10 protein-coding genes and 1 pseudogene are annotated in these 13,826 nt (G+C 71.5%); 6 read left to right on the forward strand and 5 right to left on the reverse strand.

Annotated features, from left to right (window positions below; genetic code table 11):
• The first annotated feature begins 20 nt into the window (after positions 1-20).
• A complete protein-coding gene (locus LRM40_RS16670; protein WP_151124562.1) occupies positions 21-1,709 on the forward strand; it encodes an acyl-CoA dehydrogenase family protein in 1,689 nt (562 codons plus the stop codon).
• 21 nt (positions 1,710-1,730) lie between these two features.
• Here the strand turns inward: LRM40_RS16670 and LRM40_RS16675 are convergent, their stop codons facing one another.
• From LRM40_RS16675 to LRM40_RS16685, 3 genes are all read right to left on the reverse strand, one after another.
• Positions 1,731-4,124, reverse strand: coding sequence for an ATP-binding protein (locus tag LRM40_RS16675; RefSeq protein WP_170288893.1), 2,394 nt, complete (start codon positions 4,122-4,124; stop codon positions 1,731-1,733).
• A 168-nt stretch (positions 4,125-4,292) separates the two neighbouring features.
• Positions 4,293-6,434 carry a catalase/peroxidase HPI gene (katG, locus tag LRM40_RS16680; protein WP_151124564.1) on the reverse strand — a complete coding sequence of 714 codons (2,142 nt, stop codon included), beginning with the start codon at positions 6,432-6,434 and terminating at the stop codon, positions 4,293-4,295.
• Between the two features lie 159 nt (positions 6,435-6,593).
• Positions 6,594-7,541, reverse strand: coding sequence for a GlxA family transcriptional regulator (locus LRM40_RS16685; protein ID WP_151124565.1), 948 nt, complete (start codon positions 7,539-7,541; stop codon positions 6,594-6,596).
• A gap of 128 nt (positions 7,542-7,669) precedes the next feature.
• Here LRM40_RS16685 and LRM40_RS16690 point away from each other — a divergent pair, with 128 nt between their 5' ends.
• Genes LRM40_RS16690 through LRM40_RS16705 form a run of 4 tightly spaced genes read left to right on the forward strand, consistent with a single transcriptional unit; the run spans position 7,670 to position 10,846 of the window.
• Positions 7,670-8,470 carry an SDR family NAD(P)-dependent oxidoreductase gene (locus LRM40_RS16690; RefSeq protein WP_151124566.1) on the forward strand — a complete coding sequence of 267 codons (801 nt, stop codon included), beginning with the start codon at positions 7,670-7,672 and terminating at the stop codon, positions 8,468-8,470.
• A 48-nt stretch (positions 8,471-8,518) separates the two neighbouring features.
• Complete coding sequence (locus tag LRM40_RS16695) at positions 8,519-9,280, forward strand: SDR family oxidoreductase (RefSeq protein WP_151124567.1); 762 nt, start codon at positions 8,519-8,521, stop codon at positions 9,278-9,280.
• 24 nt (positions 9,281-9,304) lie between these two features.
• Positions 9,305-9,652 (forward strand): carboxymuconolactone decarboxylase family protein, encoded by a 348-nt coding sequence (locus tag LRM40_RS16700; protein ID WP_151124568.1) that lies wholly within the window; start codon positions 9,305-9,307, stop codon positions 9,650-9,652.
• A gap of 24 nt (positions 9,653-9,676) precedes the next feature.
• On the forward strand, positions 9,677-10,846 hold the full coding sequence (locus LRM40_RS16705; protein WP_151124569.1) for an MFS transporter: 1,170 nt from the start codon (positions 9,677-9,679) through the stop codon (positions 10,844-10,846).
• 20 nt (positions 10,847-10,866) lie between these two features.
• On the opposite strand, the pseudogene LRM40_RS16710 reads toward LRM40_RS16705, so the two are convergent.
• Positions 10,867-10,983, reverse strand: a pseudogene (locus tag LRM40_RS16710) (exodeoxyribonuclease III); the annotation flags it as partial.
• Between the two features lie 30 nt (positions 10,984-11,013).
• Here LRM40_RS16710 and LRM40_RS16715 point away from each other — a divergent pair.
• The gene (locus LRM40_RS16715; RefSeq protein WP_151124570.1) at positions 11,014-12,663 is read left to right on the forward strand and encodes a recombinase family protein; all 1,650 of its coding nucleotides are present in this window, start codon (positions 11,014-11,016) and stop codon (positions 12,661-12,663) included.
• Positions 12,664-12,769: 106 nt separating this feature from the next.
• Here LRM40_RS16715 and LRM40_RS16720 read toward each other — a convergent pair whose 3' ends face one another.
• Positions 12,770-13,513, reverse strand: coding sequence for a hypothetical protein (locus LRM40_RS16720; RefSeq protein ID WP_231067609.1), 744 nt, complete (start codon positions 13,511-13,513; stop codon positions 12,770-12,772).
• Positions 13,514-13,826: the final 313 nt, after the last annotated feature.

Genomic DNA, 13,826 nt, shown 5'->3' on the forward strand with positions numbered 1-13,826 from the left:
TCTCTTTCCGGAGGCCTGCCATGGACTGGAGCACCCACACCGTCAGCAACCAGGTCGACGAACTGCGCGACGTGGACCTGCTGGCCATCGACCCGGCGCTGCAGCAGCACCTGCAGCGCCTGGGCGCGGCCTGGGCCCTGCCCGGCCTGCACGCCTACGGCACGGCCCTGGGCCGCAGCGAGACCTTCGCGCAGGCCGCCCAGGCCAATGCGGCCGGCCCGGTGCTGCAGCGCTTCGACGCCCGCGGGCGGCGCATCGACGATGTGCGCTTCCATCCCGACTGGCATGCCCTCTTGACCCTGCTGCGCGGCCAGGGCTGGATGGCCCGGCCCTTTGCCGACCGCCGCCCGGGCCGCTGGGCCGCCGCCGCGGCCGGCATGCTGCTGCACGGCCAGGTGGAGGCCGGCACCCTGTGCCCGGCCACCATGACCCAGGCCGCCATCCCCGTGCTACGGCGCGCCCCGGCCCTGTGGGCCTGGCTGGGCGAGCGCCTGCTGGAGGCGCGGCACGACCCGAGCGACCGGCCGATCGACGCCAAGCCGTCGATCTGGCTGGGCATGGGCATGACCGAGAAACAGGGCGGCTCCGACGTGCGGGCGAACACCACCACCGCCACGCCCATCGCCACCCAGGTCGGCGGAGCGGACAGCGCCGAAGCCCTGCTGCGCGGCCACAAGTGGTTCTACTCGGCCCCCAGCAGCGACGCCCACCTGGTGGTGGCGCGCACGCCCGAGGGGGGCCTGTCCTGCTACCTGGTGCCTCGCTGGCGGCCCGACGGCCAGCGCAACGCGGTGCGCATCCAGCGCCTGAAGGACAAGCTGGGCAACCGCAGCAATGCCAGCGGCGAGGTGGAGTTCGAGGACGCCTGGGGCCTGCGGGTGGGCGCGCCCGGCCGCGGCATCCCCACCATCCTGGAGATGGCCACCCACACCCGGCTGAACTGCGTGCTGGGCAGCACCGCGCTGATGCGTGCCGGCCTGGTGCAGGCCCTGGCCTATGCGCGCCAGCGCCAGGCCTTCGGCCGGCCGCTGGCCCAGCAGCCGCTGATGCGCAGCGTGCTGGCCGACCTGGCGCTGGAGAGCGAGGCCGCGCTGGTGCTGGCCCTGCGCCTGGCTCAGGCCTTCGAGGACGCCGAGGGCCCCGTGCCCGACCCGCTGGCCCGCGCCTGGCAGCGGCTGATGACGCCGGCCGCCAAGCTGTGGGTGTGCAAGCGCGCGGTGGCCCAGGCCGGCGAGGCGCTGGAGGTGCTGGGCGGCAACGGCTATGTGGAGGAGAGCAGCCTGGCCCGGCTCTACCGCGAGGCGCCGGTCAACTCGGTGTGGGAGGGCTCGGGCAATGTGATGGCCCTGGACCTGCTGCGCGCCCTGGGCCGCGAGCGCGAGGCGGCCCAGCGGCTGTGGGACGACCTGGCCGAAGGCTGCGGGGACGAGCCGCGGCTGCGCGCCGCGCTGCACACGCTGGCGCCGGCCTGGCAGGGCCCCACGGACCTGCTGGAAGGCCAGGCCCGGAGAATCACCCAGCGCCTGGTGCTGCTGGCCCAGGCGGTGCTGCTGCGCCGCCACGCGCCGGCGACGGTGGCCGAGGGCTTCATCGCCACCCGCTTCGGGCCGGACACGGCCGGCATCTTCGGGGCACTGGACCCGGCGGCGCTGGATGTGGACGCCCTGCTGGACCGGGCGCTGCCCGAGACCCCGCCGGCCAGCGCCTGAGCCCTGCGCCGGCCGGGCCGCTCAGGCCACCGGCCGGGGCCGGTCCGGCTGCAGGGCCGCGGCCACCGCATGGCGCAGCACCGACAGGTCCACCGGCTTGGCCAGAAAGGCGGCCCAGCCCGGGCCGGCGGCGCGGCGGTCGTCGTCGGTGGCCTGGGCCGTCAGCGCAATGCAGGGCAGACCAACCAGCCGCGGGTCTTCGCGCAAGCGGCGGTGCAGCTCGGGCCCGCCGAAATCCGGCAGGCGAAAGTCGATCAGCATCAGGTCCGGCGGTGCGGCCTGGGCCAGCCGCAGGGCCTCGCCCGCGGTGCCCGCCACCTGCACCTGATGGCCGTCCAGCGCCAGCGCCTGGGTCACCAGCAGGGCGCTGACCGGGTCGTCTTCCACGCACAGCACGCGGGCCGGACGCACCGGCGGGGCCTCGGCCCGCTGCAGGCCGGTGTCGGCCCGTGCGGGCGCCTCGGCCGCCGCCAGCGACACCCAGAAGGTCGAGCCCGCGCCCGGATCGCTGAGAAAGCCCATGCGCCCGCCCATGGCCTCCACCAGGCGGCGGGTGATGCTCAGGCCGATGCCGGTGCCCGGCACGCTGGAGCGGGCCTGGTCCAGGCGGTTGAAGGGCTCGAACACATGGGGCTGCTGGGCCAGGCTGATGCCCAGGCCGGTGTCGGCCACCGACAGCGTCCAGTGCCCGGCCTCGGCCGCCACCTCGATGCGGACCCGCCCGCCCTCGCGGTTGTACTTGACGGCATTGCTCAGCAGGTTGATCAGCACCTGGCGCAGGCGCAGCGGATCGGCGTGGACGTAGTGGCGGGTCAGGGCGGGCGGCGTCTCGATCACGATGTGGCGCCGCGCGGCATCGGCCTGCACCATGGCCACCGCCTCACCCAGCAGCGGCGCCAGCGCCACGGTGTGGCAGTCCAGCGCCAGCTGGCCCGCCTCGATGCGGGAGAGGTCCAGCAGCTCGTCGATCATGCCCAGCAAGTGCCAGCCCGACTGCAGCAGCAGTTGCAGCCGCTCGTGCTGGCGCGGCAGCGGCGCCCGGCCCAGCTCGGTTTGCAGCAGCTGGGCAAAGCCCAGCACCGCATTGAGCGGCGTGCGCAGCTCGTGACTCATGTGCGAGAGCAGGGCACTCTTGGCCTGGCTGCGGGCCTCGGCCCGGGCGGTCTGCTCGCGCAGCTGCTGGGCCTCCAGCTGGTCGGTGACATCCATCAGGGAATAGACGGCACCGCCCTGCGGCCCGCCCGCCACCCGGGCACGGTGCAGCATCAGCTGCCGCACGCTGCCGGTGGGCGCGCGCAGCGTGGTCAGCACGCCCTGGCCATCGCGGGCATCCTGCAGCGGCACGCGCTCGGCCAGGGACTGCCCGATCAGCTCCTCGGGCCGGCTGGCGCCCAGCAGCCGTGCACCAGCCGGGTTGAGCTGGACGATGCGCTCCTGCCGGTCCACCAGGCACAGCAGCACCGGCGTGGCGTCGGCCATCGAACGCAGCAGGGCCTCGCCGGCCTGCACCTGCCGCAGCTGCTGCTGGAGCCGCTCGCGCACCGCGCCGATCAGCACGGTCGGGATGACGGTCACCAGCATGGCGGTCACAGCCATGGGCGCGTCGATGGTGCGGGTCTGCTGCAACAGCATGCGCCCCAGCGCGTACTCGGCATTGAGCAGCACGGAAGCCAGCACCGCGGCCACCGCGGCGAGCAGGAAGCCGCCGTTCAGGGCCACCGCGCCCAGCAGCACCATCATGAGCAGAAAGGGTGTGCTCACCCACTGCGGCAGGAACCAGCAGGCCAGCGCCACCAGCAGCAACGCCCCCAGGGCCCGCAGCCTCAGCAACCGGGACAGTGGAGAGCCGCGGGCCAGCACCCACAGCCCCAGCGGCAGCAGGGTCACGGAGCCGAAGAAGCTGCTCACCACCCAGGACCACCACAGGTTCCCCAGCGAGGGCCCCAGCGGCGTGCCGACCAGGGCGGGCACGATCAGGCAGGCCACGCCGCCGCCGAAGGCCGCCGGCAGCGCACCGCCCAGCCCCATGGCCCGCAACAGGTGGGCCGGCTCGGTCAGCGCCCGATGGGGCTGCACATGCCGCTCCAGCAGCCAGGCGGCCAGGGCGATCTGGGACAGGTTGGCCGGAATGAAGGAAACGGCCAGACGCCAGGGGTCGCCGTAGCTGAGATTGGCCGCCGGGATGACCAGCACCAGACCCAGCAGGGGCCAGCGGCGCTGCGCCGGCGGCAGCATCAACAGCCAGAGCACCGCCAGCGCGTCGGGCAGCCACAGGGTGGAGATCTCCTGGGGCAGGCGCGAAAGCACGATGCAGCCCAGCGCCAGCAGGTAATAGCCCACCCAGCCGGCCAGCACCAGGCCGGCAGACGCCTGGCGTCGGCCCCACAGGACCCTGGCGGAATCCTCCGAGGCCATGGAAGGAGAAGTTGGACCGGACACCATGTCGGACTTCCCAGGGGCCAAAGCGGGCCCTGCGCATGAACGGATCAAAGCCGCCTGGAGTATCGCCGTTCAAGACCGCGCGGTGTCCATGCGCGGCCCGGCGACCTGCCCCCGGGGATGGGGACAGGCCGTCCAGGGAGCTCAGGCCACGTCGAAACGGTCCAGGTTCATGACCTTGGTCCAGGCGGCGACGAAGTCCTGCACGAACTTGGCCTTCGCGTCGCTGCTGGCGTAGACCTCGGCCAGGGCGCGCAGCACCGAATTCGAGCCGAAGACCAGATCGGCCCGGCTGGCGCGGTGCTTGACCGCGCCGCTTCGGCGGTCACGACCTTCGAAGACCTCGGCGCTGGCGTCGCTGGCCTGCCAGGCGGTGGCCATGTCCAGCAGGTTCACGAAGAAGTCGTTGCTGAGCACGCCCACCCGGTCGGTGAAGACGCCCAGGTCGCTGCCGTCGGCATTGGCGCCCAGCACCCGCAGGCCGCCCACCAGCACGGTCAGCTCGGGCGCGGTCAGGGTGAGCTGCTGGGCTTTGTCGATCAGCAGGGCCTCGGTCGAGGTCTGGCCCTGGCCGCGGCCGAAGTTGCGGAAGCCCTCGGCCACCGGCTCCATCACCGCGAAGGAGGCGACCTCGGTCTGGTCCTGCCGCGCATCGACCCGGCCCGGCGTGAACGGCAGCTCGACGGCCACGCCGGCCGCCTTCGCCGCCTGCTCCACACCGACGACGCCGGCCAGCACGATCACGTCGGCCAGCGACGCCTTGCCGCTGGCCTGCTGCACCGCCTGCAGCACCGGCAGCACCTTGATCGCCCGCTGGTTGACCGCCCAGTCCTTCTGCGGGGCCAGGGCCAGGCGCGCGCCGTTGGCGCCGCCGCGCTTGTCACCACCGCGGAAGGTCGAGGCCGAGGCCCAGGCCACCGAGACCAGGTCGCCCACCGACAGGCCGGTGGCGGCGATCTTCGCCTTCAGGTCCGCGATGTCGGCGGCCGACGGCGCATGCACCGGCGCGGGCAGCGGGTCCTGCCAGACCAGGTCTTCCTTGGGCACTTCCGGGCCCAGGTAGCGGGCCTTGGGGCCCATGTCGCGGTGGGTGAGCTTGAACCAGGCCCGGGCGAAGGCCTCGTTGAAGGCCTGCGGGTCGTTCAGGAACTTGCGCGAGATCTTCTCGAAGCCCGGGTCGAAGCGCAGCGTCAGGTCGGTCACCAGCATGGTGGGCTTGCGCTTCCTGGCCGGGTCGAAGGGATCGGGGATGTTCTCAGGCGCGTCCTGGGCCTCGAACTGGATGGCGCCGGCCGGGCTCCTGACCTGCGTCCATTCGTACTTGAACAGGTTCTCGAAGTACTGGTGGCTCCACTGGGTGGGGGTCTGGGTCCAGATCACCTCCAGGCCGGAGGTGATGGCATCGGCGCCGACGCCCGAGCCGTGGCTGCTGACCCAGCCCAGGCCCTGCTGCTCGATGGGCGCCGCCTCGGGGTCGGCCCCCACATGGCTGGCCGCCGCGGCGCCATGGGTCTTGCCCAGGGTGTGACCGCCGGCGATCAGGGCGACGATCTCCTCGTCGTCCATGGCCATGTTGCCGAAGGTGGCGCGGATGGCGGGCGCGGCCGAGGCTGGATCGCCGCTGGCGTTGGGGCCTTCGGGGTTCACGTAGATCAGGCCCATCTCGGTGGCGGCCAGCGGGTGCTGGGCCAGGGCCTCGGGGTCGCGGTGGGCCAGCCATGTCTTCTCGTCGCCCCAGTTCACGTCCTGGTCCGGCTCCCAGACGTCTTCGCGGCCGGCACCGAAGCCGAAGGTGCGGAAACCGCTGTTCTCCAGCGCCACATTGCCGGCCAGGATCATCAGGTCGGCCCAGGAGATCGCCTGACCGTACTTCTGCTTGATCGGCCAGAGCAGGCGGCGGGCCTTGTCCAGGCTGACGTTGTCGGGCCAGCTGTTGAGCGGCGCGAAGCGTTGCTGGCCCCGACCGGCGCCACCCCGGCCATCGACCATGCGGTAGGTGCCGGCGCTGTGCCAGGCCATGCGGATGAACAGGCCGGCGTAGCTGCCCCAGTCGGCCGGCCACCAGTCCTGCGAATCGGTCAGCAGAGCCTTCAGATCGGCCTTCAGGGCGGCGTAGTCCAGGCTTCGGAAAGCCGCGCGGTAGTCAAAGGATTCGCCCAGCGGGTTGGAGCGCTCGGAATGCTGGTTCAGCAGGTCCACGCGCAACTGCTGGGGCCACCAGTCGCGGTTGCTGGTGCCGGTGCCGGCGGCTTGGGCGTGGAAAGGGCACTTGGCTTCTTGGGACATCGGCTTCTCCTCGAATCGAGCGGTTGGAGCGGTGAACGCCGGACCCGGCAGGTCACGGTCGTTGGGGTGTAGACCCGATTCTGGGAAGTTCGTGCCCCCAAGGCGAGACAAGGATTTCAATGGCGGCGATAGGCCGCGCCCTGGTCCCGCTTCGCCGGCCTAGCCGGCCTGCCGGGCCCCCTGGCGCACCAGGCGCGGGGCCATGCCGTAGCCGCGCAGAAAGGCTTCACGCAGGTGGCGCCGGTCGCGGAACCCGGTCTCGCGGGCGATCACCTCCAGCGGGTGCCGGCCCTGCTCGACCATCAGCCGCGCCGCCTCCAGGCGCAGGCCCTCGATGGCCTTGGCCGGGGACTGGCCGGTCTCCTCGGTGAAGACGCGGCTGAACTGGCGCGGGCTCAGGTGCACCACCTCGGCCAGCTTCTCCACACCCAGCGGGGTGGCCAGATGCTGGCGGGCGTAGTCCAGGGCCTGCTGGATGCGGTCGGACTTGGGCGCCAGCTTCAGCAGCTCGGAATGCTGCGACTGTCCCCCGGCGCGGCGCTGGTGCATCACCAGCCGGTGGGCCACGGAACGGGCCACCTCCGGGCCCAGGTCCTTCTCGACCAGGCCCAGGGCCAGGTCCAGGCCGGCGGTCATGCCCGCCGACGTCCAGACGTTGCCGTCGGCGATGAAGATGCGGTCGGGCTCGACCTGGATCTCCGGATGCCGCTGTTGCAAGGTCTGCGCGTGCGCCCAATGGGTGGTGGCTCGCCGCCCCGCCAGGGCACCGGCCTCGGCCAGCACGAAGCCGCCGGTGCACAGCCCGGCGACGCGACGCGCCTGGCGGCTGGCCCGCTGCACGAAGCGCGTCATCTCGGCCGAGGGCGGCACCGCCACGGGATCGATGACGCCGGCCACCATCCAGGTGTCGGCCTGGCTGCGCGGGGTGGCGGGCCGGGTGCCGATGGACAGACCCAGCGAGGACCGCACCTCACCACCGGCCATCGAGTAGTTGTCCACCCGGTAGAAGGGCTCTCCCACCACCAGGTTGGCGAACTCGAACACCGCCTGGGTGCTGATGGCCATGACCTGGAAGCCCTCGGAGAGCAGATAGCCGACGCGGTGCATGAGAAGTCCTCCTGCCGATGTCTCAAAACATGACTATATACGTCATTTGAGACATTGCCCATCGGACGGAAGATGCCTCCATCGCAACACGGCGGCCCTGCCAGGTCGCCACCCACCGGAGCATCGACATGACCTCTTCCACTCTGGGCACCGCCCTCGTCACCGGCGCCTCCTCGGGCATCGGCGCCCTCTACGCCGACCGCCTGGCCCGCCGCGGCCACGACCTGGTGCTGGTGGCCCGCAACCGCGAGCGCCTGAACCACCTGGCGCGCGACATCAGCACCCGCACCGGCCGCTCGGTCGAGGTGCTGGTGGCCGACCTGCACGAGCCGGCCGCGCTGGCCACCGTGGAAGACGTGTTGCGCCGGGACGCCAGCATCACCCTGCTGGTGAACAACGCCGGGGTGGGCACCCACCGGGCGCTGCTGGACAGCGACGTGGACGAGATGACGCGCATGGTGGCCCTGAACGTGACGGCGCCAATGCGCCTGGCCTATGCCGCGGTGCCGGGCTTCGTGGCCCGGGGGCGTGGCGCCATCATCAACATCGCCAGCATCGTCGGCATCGCGCCGGAACTGCTCAACGGCGTGTACGGCGGCAGCAAGGCCTTCGTCACCGCCTTCAGCCAGTCGCTGCACCACGAGCTGGCCGACAAGGGCGTGCGCGTGCAGGCCGTGCTGCCGGGCGCCACCGCCACCGACTTCTGGGCCAACGGCGGCCTGCCGGTGGAGCACCTGGACAGCGCCATCGTGATGCGCGCCGAGGACCTGGTGGACGCAGCCCTGGTCGGCTTCGACCGCGCCGAGCTGATCACGATGCCGTCCCTGCAGGACGCGGCGCTGTGGGAGACCTACGAGGCCGCCCGCCAGGCCATGCTGCCCCATCTGTCTAACCACCAGGCCGCGGCGCGCTACCGCATCAGCGCCTGAGCCCCCCGCCCCCCTCACACCCCCTCACTTCATTTTCTGGAGAACACCATGCAACTGACTGGCAACACCCTGCTCATCACCGGCGGCGCTTCCGGCATCGGCCGCGGCCTGGCCGAGGCCTTCCACCGCCTGGGCAACCAGGTCATCATCGCCGGCCGACGCAAGGCCCTGCTGGACGAGGTCGTCCGCGCCAACCCCGGCATGGACGCCGTCGAACTCGACATCACCGACCCGGCGCAGATCCAGCAGGTGGCGCAGGCGCTGATCGCCAAGTACCCCGCCCTCAACGTGGTGATCAACAACGCCGGGGTGATGCCCTTCGACGATGCCGCCGGTGCGCTGGACGACGCCCAGGCCGTCCGACTGGTCGACACCAATCTGCTGGGGCCGGTGCGGTTGAGCGCGGCTTTCATCGCCCACCTGCGCCAGCAGCCCCGGGCCACGCTGATCCACAACAGCTCGGTGCTGGCCTTCGTGCCGCTGGCCAGCACCGCGCTCTACTCGGCCACCAAGGCAGCCCTGCACTCCTACGCCCTGTCGCAGCGCTTCACGCTGCGCGACACCTCGGTGGAGGTGCTGGAAATCGCGCCGCCCTGGGTCGACACCGACCTGATCCACAAGAGCGGCGACCCGCGGGCCATGCCGCTGGACCAGTTCATCGCCGAGATCATGGCCAAGCTGCCCGAGGCCCGCACCGAGGTGCTGGTGGATGCCGTGCTGCCGATGCGCGCCAACCCCGGCCCGCAGGAGCATGCCCTGGTCAACGGCTTCAACGAAGCCCTGGTCACCCACCCCATCCCGGTGGCCTGAGCCACCCATCACCGGAGAAGCATCATGCTGTTCGACTGGAACAACTACGTCCCCGCGGTCAAGCGGGCCCTGGGCCGCCTGGGCAAGACCCACCCGCGCATGCTGGCCGCCTACCAGGGGCTGGCCGGCGCGGCCAGCGAAGGGGACGCGCTGGACGCCAAGACCCGCGAGCTGATCGCGGTGGCGGTGGGCGTGAGCCTGCGCTGCGATGGCTGCATCGGCACCCACACCGAGGCCGCCCGCCGGGCCGGCGCCACCGAGGCCGAGCTGGCCCAGGCCCTGGCCACGGCCATCCAGGTCAATGCCGGGGCGGCCTACGTCTATTCGCTGCGGGCTTTCGAGGCTTTCGAGGCCACCGCCCCCGGGGCCTGAGCCCCGCCCTGACACCACCCGACCATGCACCCAGACGCCCCCCTGCCACGCTGGCCGCTGCTGATGCTGGCCACCGGCACCTTCGCCATCGGCACCGAAGGCTTCATGATCGCGCCCCTGCTGCCGGCCATGGCCGGCAGCCTGCACCGCACGCCGGTGGAAATGGGGCTGCTGGTGACCGGCTTCACGCTGGCCTACGGCCTGGGCTCGCCTGTGCTGACGGCGGCTTCGGCCCGGCTGGAGCGGCGCCGGCTGCTGCTGGCCAGCATGGCGGTCTTTCTGCTGGGTAACCTGATCTGCACCCTGGCCGACAGCTTCGCCGTGCTGCTGCTGGCCCGGCTGCTGATGGGCGCCGCGGCGGGTCTGTACATGCCCAATGCCATGGCCGTGGCCAGCAGCCTGGCGAGCCCGGCGCGCCGGGGCCGGGCCCTGGCCCTGGTGGCGGGCGGGCAGAGCCTGGCCATTGCCCTGGGGGTGCCGCTGATGGTGCTGCTGGGCGCCCGGGCGGGCTGGCGTGCCAGCTTCGCCGGGGTGGCGGCCCTGTCCGTACTCGCCCTGCTCAGCATGGGCCACCGGCTGGCGCCGCAGCCGCCAGCGCGCACCGCCCCCGGCTGGGCCGAGCGCCTGGCCCCCCTGCGGCAGGGCCCGGTGGTCTTGGCCCTGGTCGTCACGGTGCTGTGGGCCGCCGGGGCCTACACGATGCTGACCTATCTGGCGGTCTACCTGGAGGCGACCCTGGGCGTGCACGGCGCGGCGGTCGGCGCCTTCATGGCCACCTGGGGCGTGGCGGCGGCCGCAGGGGTCTTCCTGGGCGGCGCGGCCAACGACCGGCTGGGCGCACCCCGGGTGCTGCGCACGGCGCTGGCCGGCCTGGGCCTGGCCTTCCTGGGCCTGGCGCTGCTGGGCGCGGGGATGGGCATCGCCCCGCCCCTGCGCCTGCCGGCGGTGCTCCTGAGTCTGGCTGCCTGGGGTCTGACGGTGTGGGGCTTCTTCCCGGCCCAGCAGGCCCGGCTGATTGCGCTGGTGGCCGGCGAGGCGGCACCGCTGGTGCTGTCGCTCAATGCCTCGGCGATGTACCTGGGCTTCGCAGCGGGTTCGGCTCTGGGCGGCGCCGTGCTGTCACGGGGTTCGACAGCCGGGGTGGCCCTGGCGGCCGCCCTGTGCGAGGGCCTGGCCCTGGCCGTGGCGCTGTGAGCCGGCGCCGGCCCGAGGACTCAGAGCTGGAAGTCGTAATCGACGATCAGCGGCGCGTGGTCGCTGAACTTCTGGTCCTTGTAGATGGCGGCCGTGCGGGCCTGCGCGGCCAGGGCGGGGGTGGCCAGGTGGTAGTCGCTCACACATAAAACCTACGATAATGGGAGATGGCAAGCAAGCCCCCGAAAGACACCCTCGTCTACTCATACCGCCGCTTTTCGTCTGGACGCCAGGCTTCGGGCCATAGCCTGGAGCGCCAGACCGCGAAGGCGAGGGAGTGGTGCGCCGAGAGAGGCTACACGCTCGACGAAAGCCTCGCGCTGGCGGACCTCGGAGTCTCAGCGTATTCGGGCGACAACGTGGCAAGAGGCGCCTTGGCAGGCTTCCTAGCGGCGGCGCGCGCTGGTCGCATCCCCCGAGGCTCCATCTTTCTGGTGGAGAGCCTTGATCGAATCAGCCGGGCCTCGCTCCCCGAGGCGATAACGGTGCTGACCTCGATCGTCGAGACGGGCGTTCGCGTGGTGTCGCTCATCGATAACCACGAGTGGAACGAGACAACCATCAAGGACACGACGTCCTTCATGCTGTCGGTGCTGCTGTTCTCTCGGGCGCACAACGAAAGCTCCACGAAGGCAGGCCGGGTGAGCGCCAAGTTCCAGGCGAAGCGCGAAGCGCGCCTGCCGGTCGTTTCCATCGGCCACGGGCCTGGATGGGCGGTTCCAAAGCCGGACCGCTCCGGCTGGGACATCGACGCTGCGCGTGCCGAGTCCGTGGTCAAGGTTTTCGAGATGGCGGCAGCCGGCCACGGGGGGATCGCCATCGCAAGACAGGCGAATCAATCTGGCTGGCCGTTGCCATGGCGCGTCCGAGCGAACACCTCAACGCGCTGGGAACACACGGGGGTCAGCCGCTTGCTTCGAGACCGTCGAACCATCGGCGAGTGGCAGCCGAAGAAGATGATCGCCGGCAAGCTGACGCCAGATGGCGATGTGGAGCCCGACTACTTCCCCCGCGTGGTCTCCGACAAGCTGTGGCTTCGCGTCCAGGCCGCGTTGAGCGGCCGCGGCGGCCCGGTTCGCGTCCGCGGGGTCAACGCGGACATCTTCGCCGGCCTCCTCTACTGCCGGTGTGGCGAACGCATGGAGCGAAAGGCGCCAGCCGGAAGGGGCTATGCCCGCTACTACTGCCTCGGGCGCAAGCACGGGGCCAGCGAATGCGAGGGGGTGGCCGAGTCGGTGCTCCTCGGGCCGCTGCTGTCCGCCATCGGCCAGATCGAACAGCGAGCGTTCAACCCCGGCACTGCGGCCGCGAACGCTCGTAAGGAGCTGGCCACCAACGAAGCCAAGCTCGCGGAACTCCGAGAGCGGGCGGAGCGAGTCTTGGATCTGCTTGAGGAGTCAGGAGGCAGTGCGCTGCTTCGTGAGCGCCTGGCGGGAATCGAAAAGGACATGGCAACCGCGGAGGCCAACATAGCTCGCGCAAAGGCATCGCTCGGCGCCGTCCCCCTGCTGGACGCGGACTTCGGGAAGCGGCTGGCAGCCGAGGCCGCGTCGGTCGTCGCAGACAAGGCGAACGTGGAGGGACGCCTTCGCGTTTCCCAGGCGCTGTGGCAGGTGGCAAAGCGCATTGTCTGGAGCGGCCGGAACTTCATAGTTCACGCCCGCAGCGGCGCCGCGTTCGGCGTCGTTCCGCCCGTGGAATCGCTGGGCAGGGCCAAGAATCGCAATGCGGGCAAGCCGCGACGGGTGAAGGAAGCCGAGCCCCACGGACCGACATCCGGGGGCTCGGCTGCTGGATCCACCAGCCTTGGAGAGTGAGGAACTCGGCGGGGCCGTCCCATTGGCCGCCGAGTGCCGCCACATGTATTTGCGTGGCGGCGAATCAGGTGTGCTGGGCGGCCTGGCCAGGCGCCGCCCCGTGGCCTCATGGCGCGAAACGGATGGTCTCGAAGGAATATAGCGACCGCTCGAACACCAGCAAGCCGGTGTCCAACAGGCTGGACAAGCCCTTCTCCGCCAGGTCACGGCGAAGCTTCGCCTCCATCGCGCTGTTGCAGATGAAGACCACTTGCCGAAGGGTGCCGGATCCGAACTGAAAGGCGCCGCCGGTGGCGGCCGCGTTGAGCGCCCGCAGCCACGCGAACAGCTGGGCGTAATCGCGCACGTTGTACCGGCTGCGCTGCACCTCGACCCACGTCCAAGAGTCTGCGGACCGCCAGAGGACATCCGGACGCTTGCCCGCGACGCCGGCATCACCGCCGACCCACAGCCCGCGAGAGATCTCGCGCTCGGTCGAAACCCGCAGGCCCTGCACGATGCCCGCGATGGCGACCTCGTTCGAGATGCAGCGGTGGCGGAAGTGGCCAGGGCTGACGCCGCGCACGGCGTCCTTGCCGCTGGCGGCCACGATGCCCATCGACTGCAGGACACGGGTTCCGCCCTCCGCCAGCGCGTAGACGGTGCTCCCATCAGGCCCCAAGGCCGCCAGGACAAGCCTGGAATCCCTCATGCGGCGCAGCGTCCGCTGGGCCATCCGCAGGGCGCTCGTGGAGCCCACGACGGGCGCGAGGCTCGGATGCGCCGCCGGCCGACTCGCCCAGCGCGTGAAGACCAGCGCGGCCACGTCACGCGTGCGCAGCCAACCGAACCGATGCAGCGCGCGCAGCACCCGAGTCTCGTGCTCGCGCGCAACCGCCCGGCCATCGGGTCGGGTGGAGGCTCCGTTGCCTTGTCGAATTGTCATGCTTCGGTGTAGCGATGACGATCCGGCCTGTTCGCTGCCCCGTGCGACGGGGGGCGAACAGGGCGGGTGAACGCGGCCGTCAGCTTGCGGCCGAGGTCACCGGTCACTCTGCCGGGCTGGACGCCCGATCGTTCCCTCTCGCGGCTGGACGCCTCTCGTGCCCTTGAAGACCGGGCGCCCCACACCTTCCGCCACCCGCGAGCGGGCGGCTCCAGGCGCGGGAAACGGGGTCCACCCC

Origin of the sequence: Ideonella dechloratans, from assembly GCF_021049305.1 — a bacterium.
GTDB classification, from domain to species: Bacteria; Pseudomonadota; Gammaproteobacteria; order Burkholderiales; family Burkholderiaceae_C; genus Ideonella; species Ideonella dechloratans.

What these genes read in the sequence shown, in the direction of transcription:
- LRM40_RS16670 (WP_151124562.1), top strand. Translation starts at nt 21, where the DNA reads ATGGACTGGAGCACCCACACCGTCAGCAACCAGGTCGACGAACTGCGC.
- LRM40_RS16675 (WP_170288893.1), bottom strand. Translation starts at nt 4,124, where the DNA reads ATGGCCTCGGAGGATTCCGCCAGGGTCCTGTGGGGCCGACGCCAGGCG.
- katG (WP_151124564.1), bottom strand. Translation starts at nt 6,434, where the DNA reads ATGTCCCAAGAAGCCAAGTGCCCTTTCCACGCCCAAGCCGCCGGCACC.
- LRM40_RS16685 (WP_151124565.1), bottom strand. Translation starts at nt 7,541, where the DNA reads ATGCACCGCGTCGGCTATCTGCTCTCCGAGGGCTTCCAGGTCATGGCC.
- LRM40_RS16690 (WP_151124566.1), top strand. Translation starts at nt 7,670, where the DNA reads ATGACCTCTTCCACTCTGGGCACCGCCCTCGTCACCGGCGCCTCCTCG.
- LRM40_RS16695 (WP_151124567.1), top strand. Translation starts at nt 8,519, where the DNA reads ATGCAACTGACTGGCAACACCCTGCTCATCACCGGCGGCGCTTCCGGC.
- LRM40_RS16700 (WP_151124568.1), top strand. Translation starts at nt 9,305, where the DNA reads ATGCTGTTCGACTGGAACAACTACGTCCCCGCGGTCAAGCGGGCCCTG.
- LRM40_RS16705 (WP_151124569.1), top strand. Translation starts at nt 9,677, where the DNA reads ATGCACCCAGACGCCCCCCTGCCACGCTGGCCGCTGCTGATGCTGGCC.
- LRM40_RS16715 (WP_151124570.1), top strand. Translation starts at nt 11,014, where the DNA reads ATGGCAAGCAAGCCCCCGAAAGACACCCTCGTCTACTCATACCGCCGC.